Annotated in this window: 17 protein-coding genes and 1 riboswitch; of the genes, 3 read left to right on the top strand and 14 right to left on the bottom strand. The window is 70.2% G+C overall.

The annotated features are described in order from the left end of the window. Nucleotide 1: 1 nt before the first annotated feature. The 3 genes from AB0D14_RS14315 to AB0D14_RS14305 form a co-directional block, all read right to left on the bottom strand. Nucleotides 2-436, bottom strand: a complete 435-nt coding sequence (locus AB0D14_RS14315; protein WP_055509592.1) for a roadblock/LC7 domain-containing protein — start codon at nucleotides 434-436, stop codon at nucleotides 2-4. Between the two features lie 65 nt (nucleotides 437-501). Continuing rightward, nucleotides 502-2775 carry an ATP-binding protein gene (locus AB0D14_RS14310; RefSeq protein ID WP_362778322.1) on the bottom strand — a complete coding sequence of 758 codons (2274 nt, stop codon included), beginning with the start codon at nucleotides 2773-2775 and terminating at the stop codon, nucleotides 502-504. Between the two features lie 372 nt (nucleotides 2776-3147). Next, nucleotides 3148-4371, bottom strand: coding sequence for an MBL fold metallo-hydrolase (locus tag AB0D14_RS14305; RefSeq protein ID WP_362778320.1), 1224 nt, complete (start codon nucleotides 4369-4371; stop codon nucleotides 3148-3150). 347 nt (nucleotides 4372-4718) lie between these two features. On the opposite strand from AB0D14_RS14305, the gene AB0D14_RS14300 reads away from it, so the two are divergent. Together AB0D14_RS14300 and AB0D14_RS14295 are read left to right on the top strand one after the other, a co-directional pair. Next, entirely contained in the window at nucleotides 4719-5882 is a 1164-nt protein-coding gene (locus AB0D14_RS14300; RefSeq protein WP_362778578.1) for a Glu/Leu/Phe/Val dehydrogenase dimerization domain-containing protein, read from the top strand. Between the two features lie 105 nt (nucleotides 5883-5987). Next, nucleotides 5988-6608 carry a TetR family transcriptional regulator C-terminal domain-containing protein gene (locus tag AB0D14_RS14295; protein ID WP_362778318.1) on the top strand — a complete coding sequence of 207 codons (621 nt, stop codon included), beginning with the start codon at nucleotides 5988-5990 and terminating at the stop codon, nucleotides 6606-6608. A gap of 179 nt (nucleotides 6609-6787) precedes the next feature. Here the strand turns inward: AB0D14_RS14295 and AB0D14_RS14290 are convergent, their stop codons facing one another. The 3 genes from AB0D14_RS14290 to AB0D14_RS14280 all read right to left on the bottom strand — a co-directional run bounded on the left by AB0D14_RS14290 (nucleotide 6788) and on the right by AB0D14_RS14280 (nucleotide 11332). Beyond that, nucleotides 6788-7573: an SGNH/GDSL hydrolase family protein gene (locus tag AB0D14_RS14290; RefSeq protein ID WP_362778576.1), complete on the bottom strand. Its 786-nt coding sequence runs from the start codon at nucleotides 7571-7573 to the stop codon at nucleotides 6788-6790. A 266-nt stretch (nucleotides 7574-7839) separates the two neighbouring features. Continuing rightward, nucleotides 7840-8778, bottom strand: coding sequence for a LysM peptidoglycan-binding domain-containing M23 family metallopeptidase (locus AB0D14_RS14285; protein ID WP_362778316.1), 939 nt, complete (start codon nucleotides 8776-8778; stop codon nucleotides 7840-7842). A 4-nt stretch (nucleotides 8779-8782) separates the two neighbouring features. Further along, nucleotides 8783-8939, bottom strand: a riboswitch (cyclic di-AMP (ydaO/yuaA leader). Between the two features lie 302 nt (nucleotides 8940-9241). Further along, on the bottom strand, nucleotides 9242-11332 hold the full coding sequence (locus AB0D14_RS14280) for an alpha-galactosidase (protein ID WP_362778314.1): 2091 nt from the start codon (nucleotides 11330-11332) through the stop codon (nucleotides 9242-9244). 168 nt (nucleotides 11333-11500) lie between these two features. On the opposite strand from AB0D14_RS14280, the gene AB0D14_RS14275 reads away from it, so the two are divergent. Then, complete coding sequence (locus tag AB0D14_RS14275; protein ID WP_362778313.1) at nucleotides 11501-12298, top strand: tyrosine-protein phosphatase; 798 nt, start codon at nucleotides 11501-11503, stop codon at nucleotides 12296-12298. A 55-nt stretch (nucleotides 12299-12353) separates the two neighbouring features. On the opposite strand, the gene AB0D14_RS14270 is transcribed toward AB0D14_RS14275, so the two are convergent. From AB0D14_RS14270 to shc, 8 genes are all read right to left on the bottom strand, one after another. Further along, complete coding sequence (locus AB0D14_RS14270) at nucleotides 12354-12479, bottom strand: DUF6126 family protein (protein WP_362778311.1); 126 nt, start codon at nucleotides 12477-12479, stop codon at nucleotides 12354-12356. Further along, a complete protein-coding gene (locus AB0D14_RS14265; protein ID WP_362778308.1) occupies nucleotides 12476-13156 on the bottom strand; it encodes an XRE family transcriptional regulator in 681 nt (226 codons plus the stop codon). The genes AB0D14_RS14270 and AB0D14_RS14265 overlap by 4 nt, the downstream gene beginning before the upstream one ends. 87 nt (nucleotides 13157-13243) lie before the next feature. Continuing rightward, nucleotides 13244-14641: an aspartate aminotransferase family protein gene (locus AB0D14_RS14260; protein ID WP_362778306.1), complete on the bottom strand. Its 1398-nt coding sequence runs from the start codon at nucleotides 14639-14641 to the stop codon at nucleotides 13244-13246. Next, the gene (dxs, locus tag AB0D14_RS14255; protein ID WP_362778304.1) at nucleotides 14638-16572 is read right to left on the bottom strand and encodes a 1-deoxy-D-xylulose-5-phosphate synthase; all 1935 of its coding nucleotides are present in this window, start codon (nucleotides 16570-16572) and stop codon (nucleotides 14638-14640) included. Before dxs ends, AB0D14_RS14260 begins: the two co-directional genes overlap by 4 nt. A gap of 30 nt (nucleotides 16573-16602) precedes the next feature. After that, the gene (ispG, locus tag AB0D14_RS14250) at nucleotides 16603-17784 is read right to left on the bottom strand and encodes a flavodoxin-dependent (E)-4-hydroxy-3-methylbut-2-enyl-diphosphate synthase (protein ID WP_362778302.1); all 1182 of its coding nucleotides are present in this window, start codon (nucleotides 17782-17784) and stop codon (nucleotides 16603-16605) included. A gap of 4 nt (nucleotides 17785-17788) precedes the next feature. After that, nucleotides 17789-18811 carry an adenosyl-hopene transferase HpnH gene (gene hpnH / locus AB0D14_RS14245; RefSeq protein ID WP_362778300.1) on the bottom strand — a complete coding sequence of 341 codons (1023 nt, stop codon included), beginning with the start codon at nucleotides 18809-18811 and terminating at the stop codon, nucleotides 17789-17791. 5 nt (nucleotides 18812-18816) lie between these two features. Next, nucleotides 18817-19461, bottom strand: coding sequence for a 1-hydroxy-2-methyl-2-butenyl 4-diphosphate reductase (locus tag AB0D14_RS14240; RefSeq protein WP_362778297.1), 645 nt, complete (start codon nucleotides 19459-19461; stop codon nucleotides 18817-18819). After that, nucleotides 19461-21479 (bottom strand): squalene--hopene cyclase, encoded by a 2019-nt coding sequence (gene shc, locus AB0D14_RS14235; RefSeq protein WP_362778295.1) that lies wholly within the window; start codon nucleotides 21477-21479, stop codon nucleotides 19461-19463. Before shc ends, AB0D14_RS14240 begins: the two co-directional genes overlap by 1 nt. Between the last annotated feature and the right edge of the window lie 111 nt (nucleotides 21480-21590).

The raw sequence follows: 21590 nt of genomic DNA, 5'->3' as shown, positions 1-21590 counted from the left end.
TTCAAGGCCTCATCGCCGACGGTTCGACGGAGTGCTGCCGCGGGGCGGTCATCAGGTACGGGCGGACGCTCTTGACCAGCATCGCCATCTCGTAGCCGAGTACGGCCGCGTCGGCGTCGCGTCCGGCGAGCACGGCCAGACAGGTGCCGGAACCCGCGGTGGACACGAACAGCAGCGTGGAGTCCAGTTCGACGACGACCTGGCGCACGTCGCCGCCGTCGCCGAAGCGGACGCCCGCGCTGCGCCCCAGGGAGTAGAGCCCGGAGGCCAGGGCGGCCATGTGGTCGGCACTGTCGGGGTCGAGTCCGTGCACCGACTTCACGAGGCCGTCGCAGGACAGCAGCACCGCGCTTCTGGTGTGCGGTACGCGCTGCACCAAGCCACTCATCAGCCAGTCGAGATCGGATGCATGGCCGGTCGGCACATCGCTCGCCATGGGGGATCGACTCCTTGAAATACGAAGGTCAGCGGGAGCGGAAGTGTGGGTGGGGGTGGCGTCGTTCATCCGGCTGGCGTGCTCCCACTCTCGCGTGAGGCGGGAGCCTCGGATGGTTCGGATGGTTCGGATGGTCCGGGTGATCCGGGTGATCCGGGTGATCCGGGTGGCCCGGGCGGTTCGTGCGCTGTGTGCGCTGTGTGCGCTGCACCGGAGGGCACCCCGTCCATGTGATCGGGTCCCATGTGATCGGGTCCCATGTGGGCGGGCTCCATATGGGCAGCCCCCGTGTGGGCGGGCGCCATGTGCGCCGCCTCCGTATACGGGGGCTCGGTGTGCGGGGGCTCGGTGTGGGCCGCGCCCACTGGCCCCGCGTCCCTGTCCTGGGCCTCGGCCAGCCCGATGCCGCGCTGGAACGCTGCCATCAGACCGGGGTCGTGTTCCACGAGGAACTCGGACTCCTGCCGGGGCGCGGGCCCGCCCCGCAGTTCGGGCGCGATGTGCTCCTGAGCCCGCCGCTTGGGCAGTTGCGGCCGGCTCATGCTGCCGCGCACCGTGCTGTTGCGCGGAGTGGGCGGCGTGACCGCGTTCTCGGCGACGGTGTGCCTGTCGTCGGGCCGGATGCCGGGAACGGCCTCCGCGGGGTTGGCCCTCGTCTCGGCGCCGCGCATGGGAAGCGGGGCGGGGCCGCCTCCACCGTTCACGCCGGTCGGCCCGACCGGCGTACCGCCCCGCTGCGACTGCCGCTGCGGGGGCGCCGGGGTCGGGGGCACGACGGCCCTCACCCCGTGGGACGGAGTGCCCTGCACCGGTATGTCCTGCACCGGTATGTCCTGCACCGGTATGTCCTGCACCGGTGCGCCCTGCCCTGCCAGGCCGTCGTGGCCACGCACGCCATGCGCATACATTCCCTGTGCCGACATGCCATGAGAACCCGAAGTCCCATGTGCGGGCGTCTCATGGGCAGACGTCCCATGGGCAGGAGCGCGATGGACCGGGGCCTCATAGGCGGACCTCCCCTGTACCACCGCCTCCTGTGCCACCGCCCCACGTAGCGATGCACCGTGTGCCGGCCCACTGCGTACGGGCGCACCGCGCGCCGAAGCACCGCGCGCCCCGGCCTGCGGCCCCTCCTCGGCCCCGAGCAACGCCTGCGGTACGACCAGCACTGCCTGTACGCCGCCGTAGATGTTGGTCTGCAGCCGGACCGTGATCCCGTGTCGGCGCGCGAGCTGTGAGACCACGAACAGCCCGATCCGCCCGTCCTGCAGCAGACTCGCGACGTTCACCTGGTCCGGGTCGGCGAGCAGCGCGTTCATCTTGTGCTGCTCGGCCAACGGCATGCCAAGACCACGGTCCTCGACCTCGACGGCGAGCCCGGACGTCACCACGTTGGCCCGCAGCAGCACCTGGGTGTGAGGGGCCGAGAACACCGTGGCGTTCTCGACGAGTTCGGCCAGCAGATGGATCACGTCGGCCACGGCGTGCCCGCGCACGGTCCCGTCGATCGGCGGGACGAGCTTGACCCGTGAGTACTGCTCGACCTCCGCGGTCGCGGAACGCAGCACCTCGGTCATGGGGACCGGATTGCTCCACTGCCGGCGCGAGACGGCACCGCCGAGCACCGCGAGGTTCTCGGCGTGGCGCCGGATGCGGGTGGCGAGGTGGTCGATGTGGAAGAGGCCCTTGAGCAGGTCCGGGTCCTCGATCTGGTTCTCCAGCTCGTCGAGGATGGAGATCTCGCGGTGCACGAGGGACTGGAGCCGCCGGGCCAGACTGACGAAGACCTCGACCTTCTGCTCGCTGCCGGCGTGGCTGGAGAGCTGGGAGGCCTGGACCACCGCGGCGACCGCGCCGTCGTGGGCGGACGCCAGGTCGTCGGCGAGCAGGTCGAAGTCGTCGGCGTCCGGGGCGGGGCGGCCGCGCGGCCGGCGGGCGGGCGGCCCGTCGCCGCGGCGCAGTGACTCGACGAGGGTGTGCAGATCGGCCTGACCGCGGGCGCTGGTGCGGCGCAGTGTTCCGATGCGGTCGTGCACGGACCGGGCGGCTCGGTTGGCGGCCACGGCGGCGATGACGATGCCCGCGAGAGCTACCCCGACGGCGCCGGCGAGAACGATCCACAGGACTGGGCCAGGACGTTCGCCGGCCGTGCGGACGGTGAAGAGCACGGCGGCGCTCCCGCTGAGAGCCACCGCGATGGGCGGCAGGACCGCGAGCCGGAGCAGTTGGGGCCGTATGTGGGTCTCGGGCAGCGTGGGGGCGGCTCGGGTGACCGGTCGCCCGTGCCGCCCGCCCTCGCGGCGGTCTGCGCGTGCGGCCGGTGCGCGAAGGTGAGACATCGACGTCCTCGTACTGGTGTGTCGGGGCTGTGGGGCTCCCCCGGTCTGCGATCAAGGCGTGCGCCGAGGGGGCGTGCGCCATCGCTGCGCCGCCGGGCGGGAGAGCCGAAGAATTCGGCTCTGCGTCGCTCAGCGACCACTCACGGTAGTCGCCACCGCATCATGTGCGGTGGGCAGTTGACAAAGTCCGACGGCCGACGTCCCGCTCTGGTATGAGCGTTCGTACGACAGACCGATAAACCCCTCGAACGCGCGCTCGCAAGGCCCATTGAACCGATCACACCTGGTCAGAAGCGGTCAGCGAAAAACGGCGGAGGGCCGAGGAGCAGTTTGCTCCTCGGCCCTCGCCGACCGCCTTCGGGCACGTCCACGTCACCCGGTGGGGACCGATTCCGGGTTCCCGGTGCCCTCCGCCTTGTCCCCGGTGACCTCCGCCTTGTCACGCGGTGTGTCACGGACCGTCTCCTCGACGGCGGGCCAGCCGCCCTGCGGCGCCAGGGCCACACCACGCCACCATGGCTCGGACGGAACGGTCTCGGTCGTGGGTTCGAAGGGTTGGCCGGGACGGGGCAGCGCGATCCGGGCGCCGACCGCGCGGGCGGCGTCGATGGTGCCCTCGCCCGGCTCGGCCCAGGGGTGCGTCGAGAGGTTGAACGTGGCCCAGTGGATCGGCAGCATCACACCGGAGGGCCGGCCGCCCTGGAGGTCGAGGTGGGCGCGCATACCCTCCTCGGGCGTCATGTGGATGTCGGGCCAGAACTCGCTGTACGCGCCGATCTGGATCATCGTGGCGTCGAAGGGACCGTACGCGGCGCCGATGTCCTTGAAGCCGGCGAAGTACCCGGTGTCGCCGCTGTGGTAGATCCGGTGTTCGTCGCCCGCCACCGCCCAGGAGGCCCAGAGGGTGTGCTGCGTGTTGCGCAGGCCGCGGCCGCAGAAGTGACGGGCCGGTGTGGCCGTCAGGGAGATGCCGCCGACCTTCGTCGTCTCGTGCCAGTCCAGCTCGCGCAGCCGGTCCGCCGGGACGCCCCAGTGCTCCAGGTGGGCGCCGACCCCGAGGGGCACCGCGAACACCGTGTCCGTAGTGGCCAGCGCCTTGATCGTGGGCAGGTCGAGGTGGTCGTAGTGGTCGTGGGAGATGACGACCACGTCGACCGGGCCGAGCGCCGCCAGCGGCAGGGGCGCGGGGTGCAGCCGCTTGGGCCCGGCGAAGGCGAACGGGGAGCACCTCTCGCCCCAGACGGGGTCGAAGAGCACCCGGTGCCCGTCGATCTCGGCGAGCACACTGGAGTGGCCCATCCAAGTCAGCCGCAGCCCGTCGGTCGGGGGCGAGGCGAGATCGGCGAGGGTCGTGGCATGCACCGGCACGACGCCCGCCGGAGCCCGGCGGACACGTTCCTCTTTACGGAAGAAGGCGCGCCCGAACTCGAGCATGGCTCCGTCCGGACGAGGGGCGCCCTCGGGATTGCGGAAGACGCCGTCCGCGTAATTCGGTGATCTGCGGATGCGCTCCATGCGCTCACCACTCGGATCCGCGCCGAACGCGGCGGGGCGCAGAGCACGGAGCCCGGAACTCAGGGAACGGGAGCCGGTCACGGCACCTCCAGGTGGGTAGGTCTGATCTTCCATTATGGTCGCCCTCTCCGACAGCGCCGGGTCAGGCATGTGACGGGGCGGTGTCCGTGCCGGACACGGCCGGGTGGCGTCGTCCGGATCGCTCCGTACGACGTCACCGCGCCGGAGGTCCGTTCGGCACCGTTCAGCACGTTGACAGGTACGCTCGGCGCTTTCGACACTGACCGATCATTCAGTAGCGAGGGTGCCGGACCGGCACCGGGACACTGCATGCGCCCGGCTCCCAGCGGGTCAAACGTTCCGAAGCCGATCCCTGTTCCCGAGTTTCTTGAGGAGACCATGTGACCGCCCCGGACAGCGTCCCCCTGATGTCGCTCACCTGGACCGACCACGTCACCGGCCACCAGGGTCACCTGGTCGTGGACCGCCTGGTGCGCGGCGTCTCCAGCGGCGGACTGCGGATGCGGGCGGGGTGCACGCTGGACGAGGTCGCGGGTCTGGCCCGGGGAATGACCATGAAGGAGGCGCTGCACTACAACCCGGAGGGCCGCTACATCCCGCTGGGCGGTGCCAAGGGTGGCATCGACTGCGATCCCCAGGCCCCGGAGGCGTACGGCGTGCTCGTGCGCTATCTGCGCGCCATGCGCCCCTACATCGAGAACCACTGGACCACCGGGGAGGACCTCGGCCTCACCCAGGACCTCGTCGACCGGGCCGCGGCGGAGGCGGGTCTCGTGTCGTCGATCCAGGCCGTGTATCCACTGCTCGACGACGAGGGGGCGGCACGGCAGCGGCTGGCGGACGCGTTCGCGGTAGAGGTGGACGGCATCGGCCTGGACGAGCTGGTCGGCGGCTGCGGGGTGGCCGAGTCGGTGCTCGCGGCCCTGGACCGGGCCGGGGTGGCGTACGACGGGACGCGGGTCGCCGTGCAGGGTCTGGGCACGATGGGCGGGGCCACGGCCCGGTTCCTGGTCCGCGCGGGCCTGCGCCTTGTGGCGATCGCCGACGTGAAGGGCACGATCGCCAATGCCGAGGGGCTGGACGTGGACGCGCTGCTCGCCGCACGTGACACGTACGGGACGGTCGACCGCTCGGCCCTGCGCCCCGCCGACCGCGAACTGCCCGGCGACGACTGGCTGTCCACCGGTGCCGACGTGCTGGTGCCGGCCGCGGTCTCCTACGCCATCGACAGCGCCAACCAGGGGCGGATCACGGCCCGTTGGATCGTCGAGGCGGCCAACATGCCTGTCCTGCCCGAGGCGGAGGAACTGCTCGCCGCACGCGGTGTCACCGTCCTGCCGGACGTCGTGGTCAATTCCGGGACCAACGCCTGGTGGTGGTGGACGCTGTTCGGTGACATCGGTGCCGACGGGGACGAGGCGTTCGCGTACACGCGGCGCTCGATGCGTGCCCTGATCGACCGGACGCTCGCGCGCGCGGAGGCCGACGGGACGACGCCGCGGGCGGCCGCGCACGCCATCGTCGCGGAGCGGCTGCCGGCCATCGCGGAGCGGTTCGGCTGGTACCGGTGATGATCCCCGTGCGGCCGCACGGCCGTACGGCTGGTGACGGCCCCTGAACGGCCGGTAACCACCCCTGCGGCGGCACCGCTCCCGGACGGGCCATAGGGTTGCCCGGTGGCAAGAGTGCGGTTGAGTGTGGCGGAGCGGCGCGAGGACTTGCTGCGGGCCGCCATCCGGCAGATCGAGGAGCGCGGTGTGTCCGCGGTGCGGATCGCCGATGTGGCGAACACGCTCGGGGTGAGCAACGCCCTGGTGCTCTACCACTTCTCCACCAAGGAGAAGCTGGTCGCCGCCGCGTTCACGTACGCGGCCGAGGACGACCTCACCCACCTGCGGAAGCTGCTCGGCCGCCGGACGACGGCACTGCGGCGGCTGCGGGCCGCCGTGCGGTGGTACGCGCCGACGGGGCCGGCCAAGGGCTGGCGCTTGTGGATCGAGGGCTGGGCGGTGGCACTGCGCGAGCCCGCGCTGCGGGACGTCACCCGCGATCTGGACCGGCAGTGGAAGGCCGCGCTGACCGAGGTGATCGCCGAGGGTGTGGCCGGGGACGAGTTCACGTGCCCGGACCCGACGGCCACGGCGCTGCGCCTCACCGCCCTGCTGGACGGGCTGGCCGTCCAGATGACGGCGTATCCGGGTGCGGTGTCACGCGCCCGCACCCAGCAGTGGGTGGACGAGGCACTGGCCCGTGAGCTGGGACTCGACCACGAGGCGTTGAAGACACCGAACGCCTGAGGGCCACGTACGCGGGACGCGACGGCGTGGGACGCTCACCCGGGACGTAATGACGGCGAGGGACGGCGAGGGACGGCCGGTGAAGCCCGGCATCGGCCGGTCGGACAACACCCGCCACCGCCACCCCGCGGCCCTTCACTCCCCCTCACTCCCCTCGGGCCCTCACTCGCCTCGGGCCTTCAAGCCACCGCCTCGATCCACGTCTTGATGTCGCCCGGTGAAAGGTGCCCCTTCGCGACCGCCCGGTCGCCGGAGGACTCCCCGCGCAGCCGCCGCCCGATCCAGGGCACCAGATACTCGCGCGCCCAGAGGATGTTGTCCCGCCGCGTCTCCGACGTGCCGCGCGGCGGCAGCGGCGGCCAGGGCTGGTCCGGGTCCGCGGGCACCTCAAGGCCGAGGACCTGCCCGGCGCGCAGGGCGACCCGGGTGTGCCCCTCGGCCGACAGATGGAGCCGGTCGCCGTCCCAGGCCCGCCGGTCCTGGATGGTCTTGAGGGACCACAGGTCGAGCACCGGACAGTTGTACCGGTCGGCGATGGCCCGCAGATGCAGGTTGTACGTGGCTATCTTGCCGCGCATGTGCCTGAGCACGGGTACGCCACGGGTGTCGAAGCCGGTGGTCACGAGGACCGTGCCGACGGCCGACGTGAGGTCCGCGACGGCACGCTCGTAGCGCTCCGCGACCTCGTCGGGGTCGGTGCCCGGCCGGATGATGTCGTTGCCGCCCGCGCAGAAGGAGACCAGGTCCGGCCCCAGCTCCCTGGCCCGCCGCAGCTGGTGCTCGACGATCTGGTCGAGCAGCTTCCCGCGGACCGCGAGGTTGGTGTAGTCGAAGTCGCCTTCGGGCCGCCGGTCCGCGAGCAATACCGCGAACCGGTCGGCCCAGCCTACGTATGCCCCGTCCGGGCCAGGGTCGCCGACGCCCTCGGTGAAGCTGTCCCCCACCGCCACGTACGACCCGATCACTGAACTGTTGCCGTCTTTAGAATCGTCTGCCACGTCGGCCCATGATTCACCTTGGGTGTGAGCTACGCGACCGTAGGAAGGGGTTGACGCGCGGTGAGAAAAGCCACTCGTCAAGTGTTGGTCAATCCCGGAATAAGGGGCTCGTTCAGGGATGTTGTCGCAGCTCCCGGACGTGGGAGAAGGCCGGACCCGGGGTTCACGGGGTCCGGCCTTCGGAGATGAGCGAGGCGGGCGAAGCGGCAGGGCCCGCGGGTGCGGGCCCGGTGTCAGACGGAGACGCCCTTGGCGCGCAGGTACGCCAGTGGGTCCACGTCGGAGCCGTAGTCCGGGGTGGTGCGGATCTCGAAGTGCAGGTGCGGGCCGGTGACGTTGCCCGTCGCCCCGGAGAGGCCGACCTGCTGCCCCCCGGTCACGGTCTGTCCGGCCGAGACGGAGAGGGAGGACAGGTGGGCGTACTGGGCGTAGTGGCCGTCGGCGAGCTGGATGACGACCTGGTTTCCGTACGCGCCGCCCCATCCGGCGGAGACGACCGTGCCCGCGCCGACGGACTTGAGCGCGGTGCCGGTGGGAACCACGAAGTCGACACCGGTGTGGTAGCCGCTGGACCACATGCTGCCCGACATCTTGTACGAGGTGCCGATCGACGCGCCCGCCACCGGCAGCGCGAAGCCGCTGGCGGTCGAGGTGTCCGCCGCCTTGGACGCCGTGGTCGACTTCTTCGCGGGAGACTTCTCGGCCTTGGAGGCGCTGGAGTCGGCGGAAGCGCCGGAGTCGGAGCCGGGGGTGGCTGCGGCCTTGCCGCTGACGGTGAGCTTCAGGCCCGGGTGGATGAGCTCCGGGTCACCGCCGATCGACTTCCGGTTGTCCGAGTACAGCTTCTTCCAGCCGCCGCTGACGTCCTGCGTGTCGGCGATCTTCGAGAGAGAGTCGCCCGAACGCACGGCGTACGTCTTGGTCGCGGCCTTCTTCGCCTCGGCCTTCTTCGCCTCGGCTTGCTTCCCGGCGGCGGGAGCGGACTCGGCGGCCTCGCTCGCGACGTTCGAGGCGCTCGCGACGGAATCGGCGGCGGACTGCGGAGTCGCGGCGTGCGCCCCGGCCGCTCCGAGCAGCGGGAGGGCGAGCGCGGCGCCCCCGGTTCCGGCCACGGCTATGGAGCGGGTGAAACGCTGGGACTTGGGACGGCGGTGCTTACCCTTCGCGGGCATGTCGAATTCCTCTCCGGCGCCTGCGAGGTGAGCTGTCGGGTGCGAGCTGGAGATGCCCGGCCGTGCTGTCACACGACTTAACCCCTAGCCGTTCCGGAGACCGGAACAGGCGTTGTACCTGTGGGTCCCCCGCTCCTGCCGTGGACGGGTGGGTGTGCGGATTCCGGGCGGCGGCAGGATTGGGCGTCCGTCCGGAGTGGAGGTGAACGTAAGCGACACCAAGACACGGAAACAACCTTTGGGGTTTCCTGTGTGCCCCACTTTCTTGATCCCGACCGAAATACCGGTCACCCTGTGTTAATCAGGAATCTTCTCCACTTGTCATTTCCCTGGAAACAAACCGGACTTACATGAGCATGGCGACAGCGGAACGTCACGAGTATGACGCTGCTCACGGACCACCGCCCCAGGAGCCCTCACTCCAGAGCAAGTTGTAACGAAGGCTCCATTACGGACACAACAGTCACATGCGGCGCAGTCGGATAACCGTCGCATCGAGGTCCCCGCGCAACCCGGTCCGCACTCCGTGATGCAGCAGCACCGCACCTCGATGAACTTCGCCCGTTTCGAGGCATTCATACGTTGCCGACGGGTCGAGGCCCCGCAGCCTCACCGGCGCAGCCGGCTCACCGAAGTGCTGGGCCTGGAGCCAGGCGAGGACGACGACCTCGCCGTCGCGGACGTACTGGACGGCACTCAGCCCGCCCTCCGGCGCCCGCAGCCGGTACAGGTCACCGCCCTGCACCACGGGCCGGATCTCCTTGTAGAGCTCCACCCAGGTCCGCGCCTCGGCCAGCTCCGCCTCGCTCCACCGGGTGAGGTCGCCACCGACTCCGAGCACCCCGGCCATCGCGCTCACGAAGCGGAACCGCAGTGAGCTGACGCGCCCGTTGAGCTGTGCGTTCGGACTGTCGGTGACCCAGGCGGCCATGGCCCGCGCGGGATGCACCTGGCTGAACCCGTGCTGGATGGCGAGCCGGTCGAGCGGGTCCGTGTTGTCCGAGGTCCACACCTGGTCCGTGCGGGCCATGATCCCGAGGTCGATCCGGCCGCCGCCGCCCGAGCAGGACTCGAAGGCCACCCCGGGGTGGGCCGCCCGCAACCGGTCCAACAGGTTGTACAGGGCGTGCACATGGTCCACCCACAGCCGTTGCGGGTAGGCATCGCCGGGCCACCCCGCGTCGGTGAAGCAGCGGTTGAAGTCCCACTTCACGTAGTCGATGGGCGCACTGGAGAGCAGCGTGTCGAGCTGTTCCCACAGATACTCCTGGACGTCCTCGCGGGCGAGGTTCAGAACGAGCTGATTGCGTAGCTCCGTCCGCTTTCGTCCTGGCTGGAACTGCACCCAGTCCGGGTGCGCGCGGTACAGCTCGCTGTCCGCGTTGACCATCTCGGGCTCGACCCAGATCCCGAACCGCATCCCGAGCCCGTGCACGTAGTCGCTCAGCGGCTTGAGGCCGCCGGGGAAGCGGTCCCGGTTGGGCGTCCAGTCGCCGAGCCCGGCCCGGTCGCTGGTGCGCGCCCCGAACCAGCCGTCGTCGACCACGAACAGCTCGACTCCCGTCTCGGCGGCCCGGCGGGCCAGCGCCCGCTGCTGCTCCTCGGAGATGTCGAACTCCGTGGCCTCCCACGAGTTGTAGAGCACAGGGCGGTCCTGGTCCGCGTCCGGGATCACCCGCGCACGCTGGTACGCGTGCCAGGCGCGGCTCGCCCCGCCGAAGCCGCCGTCGCTCCACAGCCCCGCGAAGACGGGAGTGACGAAGCTCTCCCCCGGCTCCAGCCGCAGCAGACCCGAGTCGTCGTACCCGGCTCCGCCGGTGATCTGCACGCGCGCGTCCGGCAGTTGCGCCACCGCGATCCGCCAGGTTCCCGACCAGGCGAGCGCACACCCGTAGACCTCGCCCAGCTCCTCGGTCGCCGTGCCGTCCGCGTCCAGGGCGACCCAGGGCAGGTGCTGGTGCCCGGTGTGTCCGCGCCGGCTGCCGATGATCTTCTCGCCGTAGGTGAGTTCGGAGCGCACGAGGCGGGACTCGGCCGCCCACCGCCCGTGCAGCTGGGACAGCCGCCATCCGTCACGGAGCGGCAGTGTCCAGGTCGCGGAGTCGGCGCGCAGCACCTCAAGGGCAGGGCCCTCGTTGGCGAGGGTCACCCATCGCTCGACGACATCGGCGTCGGCCCGCATCCGGTAGTGCAGCGTGATGCCGAGCCCGGAGTCGGAGAACCGCAGTCGCAGTTCGTCACCGTCGCCCCCGTCGGTCTCGTATCCCTCGAAACGCCATTCCGTTCCGCGCCTGTCGGCCGTACGCACGGACAGCGCGGGCCGCACGAAGCGGGGGCCGCCCTCGACCGGGTACTCCTCGTGGCCGTCCAGGGTGGCCTCGAACGCCCAGTACTCCGGACCGGGGCCCGCGGCGAGCGCCTCGGCGTCCGCGAGGGCGATCCTCGGACCCCAGTGCAGATGAACCAGCTCGTCCTCGTCACCGAGCCGCAGGCCGTAACTGCTCGTGGGCCCCGAAAGAAGCCACGTACGGCCGTCTGCGCCGATCTCTACCATCAAGCCCTCACATATTCGAACAGGCACGCTCAAGCCCCAACATCATCGGGGCCCGCGGGCCTTTCGGGCAACGCCTGTGGACAACTCATTGGCCCACGAACCGATGTCGTATCGTCGGACACGCACCTCGTCGACGAGCCGCGTCGGCAGCGGATGGGAGGAGCCCCCGTGACGCAGCAGGTCCCGTCGACCGAACCCGAGCTGACCGGAGTGCGCAACTTCCGGGACGTGGGCGGCCTGCCCACGGTGGACGGCAGGCGGGTGGCGTACGGACGGCTGTTCCGCAGCGGCCACCTCGCGCACGCGACGGCGTCGGACGCCGCGTTCCTCACCTCCCTGGGCCTGCACACGATCTTCGACTTCCGCAACGCGGCGGACCAGAAGCTGGAGGGCGCCGACGTCGAGCTCCCCGGGACGCGCAATGTGAACCTGCCGCTGACGGACCCCGCCCACGGCGCCGAGTTCTGGACGATGGTCCGCGACGGGGACCTGGACCAGCTGCGTGGGCTGCTCGCGGACGGCAAGGCGGCGAACCGCATGATCGTGTCCTACCGCACGATCATCAAAGAGCGCACAGCCGAGCACCGCCAGGTGCTGCACGCACTGGCCGAGGACAGCGTCCCGGCCCTGATGCACTGTGCGGCCGGCAAGGACCGGGCCGGACTGTCCGTCGCCGTGACGCTCCTCGCCATAGGGGTCGAGCGCGAGGCCATCGTCACGGACTATCTGGAATCGAACGCGGCGCACCGCCGCTACAAGGTCCACCGCAGCAGCTCCGCCGCCTCGGCGTACACGCCCGAGGTGATGGAGTTGCTCAGCCCGCTCTTCGACGCACGCGCCGAGTACCTGGCGGCGGCGTTCGAGACGATCGAGGAGACATGGGGCGGGGTCGACGCGTACCTGGAGCGGGGGCTCGGAGTGACCCCCGAGACAGGGGAGCGGCTGCGGGAGCGGTTCCTCGACTGACCCTCGACCGACCTTCGACCGACCGCGCCGCGCGCCGCCACCCGTGGCAGCACCTCTACTGGTTCTTGGCTCCGAGCGTGAACAGCAGGTAGATGAAGGCGGCGAAGACGTGCCCGACCGCCACGTAGATGAGCAGCCGCACCCACAGCGCGCGCGGGAACTTCTCCTCCAGATCCTTCATGAGTCTTCTCCTGAGGTTGTCGTCGAGGTCGTCGAGGTCGTCGAGGCGGCCGACGAGGTCGTATTCGGGCCGAGACACAGGGCGGCCGTCGGGCTCTGCAGCAGGGTGTGTACGAAGAGGAGCTCGGCTCCGTCCCGGTCCGCGGCGGCGATCCGGTGGGGGGTCAGCGAATCGAAGTGGGCGCTGTCACCGGGTGCGAGGACGTGTGCGGTGTCCCCGAGGCGCAGCCGCAGCCGCCCCTGGAGGACGTACAGCCACTCCTCGCCGGGGTGGACCCGCACGATATCGCCCTGCGCCCCGTAGGGGACGTGCACACGCAGGGCCTGCATGCCGCGACCGGCAGCACCGGCCTGCCAGTACGTCCAGCCGCCCGCCCGGGTGGGCTCCATGTCGGCGCCGCGCACGACCGCGTCCCGCTCGGTGACGGTCTCACCGAGCAGGTCCGACACGGTGGTGGCGTAGATCCGGGCCAGCGCGAGCAGCATCGGCAGCGAGGGCTGGCGCTGCCCGGTCTCCAGCCGGGAGAGGTGGGCGGGCGACAGCCCGGCGGCCCGGGCCGCGGACTCCAGGGTGAGCGACGCGCGGCGCCGCAGCGCACGCAGTTGGGGGGCGACGGCGGGCAACGGGTCCTCGGCTGCTACCGGCTCGGAAGGGCTCGTACCCTTGGCAGGGTTCATGTGTTCCATTGGGCCGCAGGCTTGCCTCTGAGGCAAATCTATTGCCTCAGAGGCAAAAGGCTGAGGGGGAGCCGGGGAGCCGTTTTCCTACCTGTTGGCAACCGCCTGCTTGACCAGTGTCTTCCCGAAGTCCCACATCAGTCCGCCCCCGCTGTGCGCGTCGTCCATCACGGCGGTGAAGGCGTCGACGAACCGCTCCACGTCCTGCTCGCCGATCACCAGCGGCGGGATCAGCTTGATCACCTCCAAATGGTCGCCGGAGACCTGGGTGAGGATCCGGTGGCGCTGCAGCAGCGGCACGACCACCATCTGCGCGAACAGTCCCTTGCGCGCGGTCTGCAGCATCGTCCAGCGGCCGCGCAGCTTCAGCGAGTTGGGCCGGCCGAACTCGATGCCGATCATCAGCCCGCGGCCGCGTACGTCACTCAGCAGCTCGTACTTGCCGATCAGCGCCGCGAGCCGGGACTTCAGCTGCTCCCCCGTGGCGCGGGCGTTCGCCACGATCTGCTCGTTCTCCATGACCGACAGCACCGCGAGGCCGGCCGCCATGGCCTGCGCGTTGGACCCGAAGCTCGCGGAGTGCACGAGGACGCGGTCCATGGACGAGTAGACCTTCTTGAAGATCCAGTCCTTGCCGAGCGTCGCGCTGACGGGCACATAGCCGCCCGAGAGTGCCTTCGCCACGCAGACCAGGTCCGGCTCCACCCCGTCCTCGTGCTGGTAGGCGTAGAAGTCCCCGGTCCTGCCGAGCCCGGTCTGCACCTCGTCCGCGATCAACAACGCGCGGTGCTTGTGCAGCAGCTCCTGGGCGGCGCGCAGATACCCGGGCGGCGACTCGTGCACGCCCTTGCCCTGGATCGGCTCGACGATCAGTGCGGCGACGTCGCCCTTCTTCAGCTCGGCTGCCAGGGCGCCGAGATCGCCGAGCGGGACCGCCGTGTCGGGCAGCAGCGGGGCGAATCCGTCCCGGAAGCCGTCCTCGCCGTTCACGGACAGGGACCCGGTGGTCAGGCCGTGGAAGGAGTGCGCGCAGTACAGCACGCGCGGCTTCCCGGTGGCGTACCGGGCGAACTTCAGCGCGGTCTCGACAGCCTCCGTACCGCTGTTGCCGAAGAACACCCGGTCCAGGTGCGGGCTGTGGGCGAGCAGCTTCTCCGCCAGCAGCCCGGGCAGCGGCTGGCAGTCGAACCGGGTGAGGTCGGCGAGCTGGGCGTCCAGGACGTCGTGCAGCGCCTTGCGGACGACGGGGTGATGGCGGCCGAGGCCCATCACCCCGAACCCGGCGAGCATGTCCAGGTAGTCGTTGCCGTCCGCGTCCCAGAAGTGGGCGCCCTCGGCCCGCTCGTAGACCTTGTCGAAGCCGATGGTGTGCAGCATGCGCGGCAACTGGTGGTTCAGGTACTTCGCGTGCAGCTCGTAACGCTCGGCTCCGCGCCCGGCGAGGAGACTGCCGAGGTCGAACTCCTGGGACTCGCTGGTCGTCATTCCTGTTTCTCCTTGGACACGTCCGTGGTGGCGTCCCCGGCGGCGTCCAGGGGCGGCGCGGCCTCCTGGACTGCCAGGCTCGCGCTGATCCGGCCCGCGATCTCGACCGGGGTCAGACCTATGTCGGCCAGCACCTCTCCCCGCTTGGCGTGCGCGAGGAACTGCTCGGGAATCCCGAACCGCCGTACGGGCACGTCGACTTCGGCGTCCCCCAGGGCGAGCGCGATCGCCGCGCCCACCCCGGCGGCCCGGCTGTTGTCCTCGACGACCGCGACGATGCGGTGGCCGGCGGCGAGGCCGGGCAGCGCGGGATCGACGGGCTTGACCCAGCGCGGGTCCACCACCGTGCAGCCGATGCCCCGGGCCTCAAGGAGATCGGCCGCGTGGAGACACACCGGTGCCATCACGCCCACGGCGACGAGAAGTACGTCGGGCCGCTCGCCGCGGTGCAGCACGTCGACACCGCCGACCCGGTCGACCGCCGGAATCCCGGGTCCCACCGACTCCTTCGGGAAGCGGATCACTGTGGGGGCGTCGTCCACGGCGACCGCCTCGCGCAGTTGGGCACGGAGTTGGTCGGCGTCACGCGGCGCGGCGATCCTGAGCCCCGGCACGACCTGGAGGATGGACATGTCCCACATGCCGTTGTGTGACGCCCCGTCAGCTCCCGTTATGCCTGCGCGGTCCAGCACGAAGGTCACTCCGCAGCGGTGCAGCGCGACATCCATGAGGAGCTGGTCGAAGGCACGGTTGAGGAAGGTCGCGTACACGGCGACGACCGGATGCAGCCCGCCGGTCGCGAGCCCGGCCGCGGACACCGCGGCATGCTGCTCGGCGATACCGACGTCCCACACCCGGCCGGGGAACCGCTCGGCGAACTTCGCCAGCCCCACCGGGTGCAGCATGGCCGCCGTGATCGCCACGACGTCCTCGCGCTCCTCGCCGATGCGCACGATCTCGTCGCCGAACACCGAGGTCCAGGAAGGGCCGTTGGCGGGTGCGAGGGGCTCGCAGGTGAGCGGGTCCATCACGCCGACCGTGTGGAAGCGGTCCTCCTCGTGCGCGAGCGCGGGCTCGTAACCGCGCCCCTTCTCCGTCAGGCAGTGGATGAGTACGGGCCCGTGGAAGCGTTTCGCGCGCCGCAGGGCCGACTCGACCGCGCCCACGTCGTGCCCGTCGATCGGCCCGACGTACTTCAGCCCGAGGTCCTCGAACATGCCCTGTGGGGCGAACGCGTCCTTGAACCCCTTCTTGGCGCCGTGCAGCGACTCGTAGAGCGTGCCGCCGACGACGGGTGTGCGCAGCAGGACGTCCTTGCCCCAGGCCAGGACCTTCTCGTAGCTGTCGGTCGTGCGCAGGGTCGCCAGGTGGTTCGCGAGACCGCCGATGGTCGGCGAGTACGAGCGCTCGTTGTCGTTGACGACGATGATCAGCGGCCGGTCCTTGGCGGCCGCGATGTTGTTCAGCGCCTCCCACGCCATGCCTCCGGTGAGGGCGCCGTCGCCGATGACAGCGACGACGTGTCCCTTCTCCCCCTGCACCTGGCGGGCCTTGGCGAGCCCGTCGGCCCAGCCGAGCGCGGTGGACGCGTGGCTGTTCTCGATGATGTCGTGCTCGGACTCCTCGCGCGACGGGTAGCCGGAGAGGCCGCCCTTGCCGCGCAGTTTGGAAAAGTCCTGACGCCCTGTCAGGAGCTTGTGTACGTAGCTCTGGTGGCCGGTGTCCCACAGGATGCGGTCGACGGGTGACTCGAAGACCCGGTGGAGCGCGATGGACAGTTCCACCACTCCCAGGTTGGGTCCCAGATGCCCGCCGGTCCTGGCGACCGCGTGCACCAGGAACTCCCGGATCTCTTCGGCCACTTGGTCTATCTCGGCCTCGGACAGCGCCTTCAGGTCGCGTGGTCCCCGGATGGTCTCCAGAATCGTCACGCTCGGGCCCCCTCTCGGTCCGTGCTGCAGTCAACTCACAGTGACGGAGGGTTTCCCCGGCGCTGTGCCCTTCGGCTCGCCTGACGCGACGCCGTCCGCCTCCATCTGCTCGGCGATCTTCATCGCCTCGTCGATGAGGGTCTCCACGATCTTCGACTCGGGCACCGTCCTGACGACCTCGCCCTTGACGAAGATCTGTCCCTTGCCGTTGCCGGAGGCGACCCCCAGGTCCGCCTCCCGCGCTTCTCCCGGCCCGTTGACGACGCAGCCCATGACCGCGACGCGCAGGGGCACTTCCATGCCTTCCAGACCTGCCGTGATCTCGTCGGCGAGCTTGTAGACGTCGACCTGGGCCCGTCCGCAGGAGGGACAGGACACGATCTCAAGGCGCCGCTCCCGCAGCCCCAGCGACTGAAGGATCTGGATGCCGACCTTGCACTCCTCGGCGGGCGGCGCGCTGAGGGACACCCGGATGGTGTCTCCGATGCCCTGGCTGAGCAGTGCGCCGAAGGCGACCGCCGACTTGATGGTCCCCTGGAAGGCCGGACCCGCCTCGGTCACGCCGAGGTGCAGCGGGTAGTCGCACCGGGCCGCCAGCTGCCGGTAGGCGTTGACCATCACAACCGGGTCGTTGTGCTTGACCGAGATCTTGATGTCCCTCAAGCCGTGCTCCTCGAAGAGCGACGCCTCCCACAGCGCCGACTCGACCAGCGCCTCGGGCGTCGCCTTCCCGTACTTCTGGAGCAGCCGCCGGTCCAGCGAACCGGCGTTGACCCCGATCCGGATCGGCGTGCCGTGGTCCTTCGCGGCCCGCGCGATCTCCTTCACCTTGTCGTCGAACTGCTTGATGTTGCCGGGGTTCACCCGCACCGCCGCGCAGCCCGCCTCGATCGCGGCGAACACGTACTTCGGCTGGAAGTGGATGTCCGCGATCACCGGGATCTGTGACTTGCGCGCGATGGTGGCCAGCGCGTCCGCGTCGTCCTGCGTGGGGCAGGCGACGCGGACGATCTCGCAGCCGGACGCGGTGAGTTCGGCGATCTGCTGCAGGGTGGCGCCGATGTCCGACGTACGCGTCGTCGTCATCGACTGCACCGACACGGGTGCCCCGCCCCCGACCGCCACCGGTCCGACCTGGATCTGCCGCGCGACGCGGCGCTCCGCGATCGGCCGGACCGGTACCTCGGGGAGGCCCAAGGAGATGGCGGTCATGACGTCACCCGCGGTTTCCCGAGACGGTCTCACGGGCGGCCCGCAGGGACTCCTTGAGGGAGCCCATGGTGGCCATGACCGCCGTCGGCTCGTAGCCGCAGTGCGCCATGCAGTTGGCGCACCGCGGGTCCTTGCCGCGGCCGTAGGCGTCCCAGTCGGTCTTCTCGATCAGGTCCTTGTACGTCGTGACGTACCCGTCGCTCATCAGGTAGCAGGGCTTCTGCCAGCCGAACAGCGAGTAGTTGGGGATCGCCCACGCCGTGCAGGGGAAGTCGACCTTGCCCTCCAGGAAGTCCAGGAAGAGCGGGGAGTGGTTGAGCCGCCAGCGGAGCCGGTTGCCGCCCGCGAAGGCCTTCTTGAACAGTTCGCGGGTCTGCTCCACGCCGAGGAAGTGCTCCTGGTCGGGCGCCTTCTCGTAGGCGTACGCGGGCGAGATCATCATCTCGTCCACCTTCAGGTCGTCATTGAGGAAGTTGAGCACCTCGATGATCGTCTGGGGGGTGTCGGTGTTGAAGAAGGTCGAGTTGGTGGTCACCCTGAAGCCGCGCTTCTTGGCCTCCTTGATGGCCGCCACCGCCTCGTCGAACACCCCCTCCTTGGCGACGGACTCGTCGTGCCGCTCCCGAAGGCCGTCGATGTGCACGGCGAACGCGAAGTACGGCGAAGGCGTGAACTTGTCCATCTTCTTGCGCAGCAGCATGGCGTTGGTGCAGAGGAAGATGTACTTCTTCCGGGCCACCAACTGCCGCACGATCTCGTCGATATGAGGGTGCATCAGGGGCTCGCCACCGGCGATGGACACCATCGGCGCGCCCGATTCGAGCACCGCGCCCACGGCCTGCGCCACCGGCATGCGCTGCTTGAGCACTCCGGCCGGGTGCTGGATCTTGCCGCACCCCTCGCATGCCAGATTGCAGGCGTAGAGCGGTTCGAGCTCGACGATCAGCGGAAACTTGTCCCGCCTGCGGAGTTTCTGTTCCATGAGATACGTCGCGACCTTGATGGTCTGGCGCAGTGGCATGGCCATCTGGCTCACCTCCTGGGGAGCAGCGAAGAACGGTGCCATTCATAGAAAACTGGAAGGATGGCACGAAGTACACGGAAGGCAGATATTCCACCGCGTATCGTTCCGATCCGGACGAGTTCATGTTCTGGAGCGTCCACGACCACCCGTACGGCGGCAACCGGGCGCTCGCCGGCGCGGACGGCGCTGTGGAGCGTGGCCGCCGACTCCATGTCGACCGCGATGGCGCCGGTCGCGAGCAGTCCCGGCCGTTCGTGACCGCGGATGACGTGATCGGAACCGATGAGCGGTCCCGTGTGGACGATGCGCCCCGGCACGGCGCGCGTCAGTTCCCCGACGAGCAGATCGGTGCCCACGCACGGCGTCGCGCCGCTCGGGCCCCGGGTCTCCTCGGCGACGACCAGGTCTCCCGGATGCATCCCGGGGCCGAGCCCGGCACAGAAGCCCGTGGCCAGGACGGCCGCCCCGCGCAGGGCGGGAGTGGCCAGCGCCCTGCTGACCGCCCGGTCGGCGGCCAGCGGTCCCATGCCCGTACGCAGCACGGTGACCGGTCCTCCGGCGCCGCCCGGGTCGCCGCCGGTGCGCAGGGCGAGCCGTTCGATGCCGAGCGCGCAGGCGATCAGCAGCGGGACGGCGCCCGCTGTCGTGCTCATCAGCTCGCCCTGCCGAAGGAGCTCTGCCGGTCGGCGAACGGTTCGCCGTTGACGTACCGGCCGAGCGCGGTCAGCGGGAAGACCTGCCGGTAGAGGTGGTAGTTGATCGAGAAGTCCCACGGGAACCCGGTACCGGTGAAGTACGGCTCGTCCCAGGAGCCGTCCGCCAGCTGGGTCTCCGCGAGCCAGGCGACCCCGCGCTCGACGGCCTTGGAATCCCGCTCCCCTGCCGCGAGCAGCGCCAGCAGCGCCCACGCGGTCTGGGAGGCGGTCGAGGCGCCTCGACCGCTCCACTCGGCGGCGTCGTGATAGGAGCGCAGGTCCTCGCCCCAGCCGCCGTCCTCGTTCTGCACGGTCTCCAGCCAGGCCACGGCACGGCGGATCGCGGGATGCGACCCGGGCAGTCCGGCGGCGATCAGCGCGGGCACCACCGACCCTGTCCCGTACACGTAGTTGACGCCCCAGCGGCCGAACCAGGAGCCGTTCGCCTCCTGTTCGGCGAGCAGCCATTCGACGCCCCGGCGGGTGCGCGGGTCGTGGGCGAGACCCTCGACCGCGAGCATCTCCACGACATGCGCGGTGACGTCGGCGGACGGCGGGTCGATGACCTCACCGAAGTCGCAGAACGGCAGCCGGTTGGGGAAGGGACTGGTGTTGTCGACGTCGAAGGCGCCCCACGCGCCGTTCTTCGACTGCATGCCGAGGTTCCAGCGCACCCCGCGCCCGATGGCCTTCTCCACACGCTCCGGGTCGTGGTGCTTGACGCGGCGCAGTGCGAGGACCACCTCTGCGGTGTCGTCGATATCGGGATAGTTGTCGTTGTGGAACTCGAACGCCCAGCCTCCGGGCGGGAGTCCGGGCCGTTTGACCGCCCAGTCCCCCGGGCGGACGATCTCCTCTCCGAGCATCCAGTCCGCGGCCCGCACCATCTGCGGATGATCCGCGGGCACGCCCGCGTCGGCGAGCGCGATGGTCGCGAGGCAGGTGTCCCACACCGGTGACTGACAGGCCTCGATCATCCGGGCCCCGTCCTCGCGCCACAGGGCGAACCGGTCCAGGGAGGCCAGCCCTTCCCGCATCACCGGATGTTCGAGGTCGTAGCCGAGCAGGTACAGCGCGATGACCGAGTAGACGGCGGGCGGCTGGATGCCACCCCAGCACCCGTCGTTCTCCTGGCGCTCGATGATCCAGCGGCCCGCGGTGTTCATCGCGGCTCTGCGGAGCCTGCGCGGAGCCACCTTGCGGTAGGTGTGCAGGGCCCTGTCCAGCCGCTGGAACGCTCCGTCCCAACTCGCCACCGGGGCAAGCGGTTCGGCCGGGTTGGGGTTACGGGAGTCGGTGTGCAGCTCGTCCAGTGCGAAGGGCGCGGGACGTACCGGGCGCTTCGCCGAGACGATGGTGAGCGGCACGATGGTCTGCCGCGCCCAGCAGCCGAAGTCGTAGATGTTGAGCGGCATCCACTTCGGGAACCAGATGAGTTCCGGAGGGAGTTCGGGGAGGTCGTCCCACTTCCACCAGCCGAACAGGGCGAGCCAGATCCGGGTGAAGACCCGGGACGCGGCGATGCCGCCCCGCTCCCGGATCCACGCGGACGCCCGCGCCATGTGCGGATCGTCCGGCGCGTCACCGGCCAGCCGCAGGGCGACGTACGCCTCGATGGTCGTGGAGAGTTCGCCCGGTCCGCCGTAGAAGGAGGCCCAGGTGCCGTCCTCGCGCTGCTCGCCGCGGATGAACAGCGCGGCGGCCTGTGTCGTCTTCTCGTCCTCGATGCCCAGGAACTGACGGAGCAGCAGGTCCTCGGCGTCCATCGTGACGTTGGTTTCGAGGTCGCCCTTCCACCAGCCCTCGGCGTCCTGCGTGGTGAGGAGGAAGTCGGTCGCGCGCTGTATCGCACGCACGGCGGTGTCTCGGATGTCGGCTGTCCCGGCCGCCACGGGAATCGATTCTGTCCGGATGTCGCTGGCCGCGGCAGCGCGGGGCGGCAAGGCCCCGGTGCTTCCGTCGGTCGTCGCTGTCATGGCTTCCCCTTCGTGCAGTGGCAGGTCTCTGCTGTGGGTCCGCCGTCGGCCGGTGCTCGTGATCCCGCGGCACCGGCCGGCGACTACGCGAGGGCTATTCGACCGATAATG

It is taken from the genome of Streptomyces sp. NPDC048484 (assembly GCF_040651415.1).
Taxonomy (GTDB): domain Bacteria; phylum Actinomycetota; class Actinomycetes; order Streptomycetales; family Streptomycetaceae; genus Streptomyces.
The sequence above is the reverse complement of the archived record's forward strand: the minus strand, read 5'-3'. Positions and strand labels throughout refer to the sequence as shown.

Excerpts from the sequence above, each read along its gene's own strand:
- AB0D14_RS14265 (WP_362778308.1), bottom strand. The coding sequence starts at position 13,156 with ATGAACCCTGCCAAGGGTACGAGCCCTTCCGAGCCGGTAGCAGCCGAG.
- AB0D14_RS14280 (WP_362778314.1), bottom strand. The coding sequence starts at position 11,332 with ATGGTAGAGATCGGCGCAGACGGCCGTACGTGGCTTCTTTCGGGGCCC.
- AB0D14_RS14240 (WP_362778297.1), bottom strand. The coding sequence starts at position 19,461 with ATGAGCACGACAGCGGGCGCCGTCCCGCTGCTGATCGCCTGCGCGCTC.
- AB0D14_RS14310 (WP_362778322.1), bottom strand. The coding sequence starts at position 2,775 with ATGTCTCACCTTCGCGCACCGGCCGCACGCGCAGACCGCCGCGAGGGC.
- AB0D14_RS14270 (WP_362778311.1), bottom strand. The coding sequence starts at position 12,479 with ATGAAGGATCTGGAGGAGAAGTTCCCGCGCGCGCTGTGGGTGCGGCTG.
- AB0D14_RS14260 (WP_362778306.1), bottom strand. The coding sequence starts at position 14,641 with ATGACGACCAGCGAGTCCCAGGAGTTCGACCTCGGCAGTCTCCTCGCC.
- ispG (WP_362778302.1), bottom strand. The coding sequence starts at position 17,784 with ATGACCGCCATCTCCTTGGGCCTCCCCGAGGTACCGGTCCGGCCGATC.
- AB0D14_RS14315 (WP_055509592.1), bottom strand. The coding sequence starts at position 436 with ATGGCGAGCGATGTGCCGACCGGCCATGCATCCGATCTCGACTGGCTG.
- AB0D14_RS14285 (WP_362778316.1), bottom strand. The coding sequence starts at position 8,778 with ATGCCCGCGAAGGGTAAGCACCGCCGTCCCAAGTCCCAGCGTTTCACC.
- shc (WP_362778295.1), bottom strand. The coding sequence starts at position 21,479 with ATGACAGCGACGACCGACGGAAGCACCGGGGCCTTGCCGCCCCGCGCT.
- AB0D14_RS14300 (WP_362778578.1), top strand. The coding sequence starts at position 4,719 with ATGTCGCTCACCTGGACCGACCACGTCACCGGCCACCAGGGTCACCTG.
- hpnH (WP_362778300.1), bottom strand. The coding sequence starts at position 18,811 with ATGGCCATGCCACTGCGCCAGACCATCAAGGTCGCGACGTATCTCATG.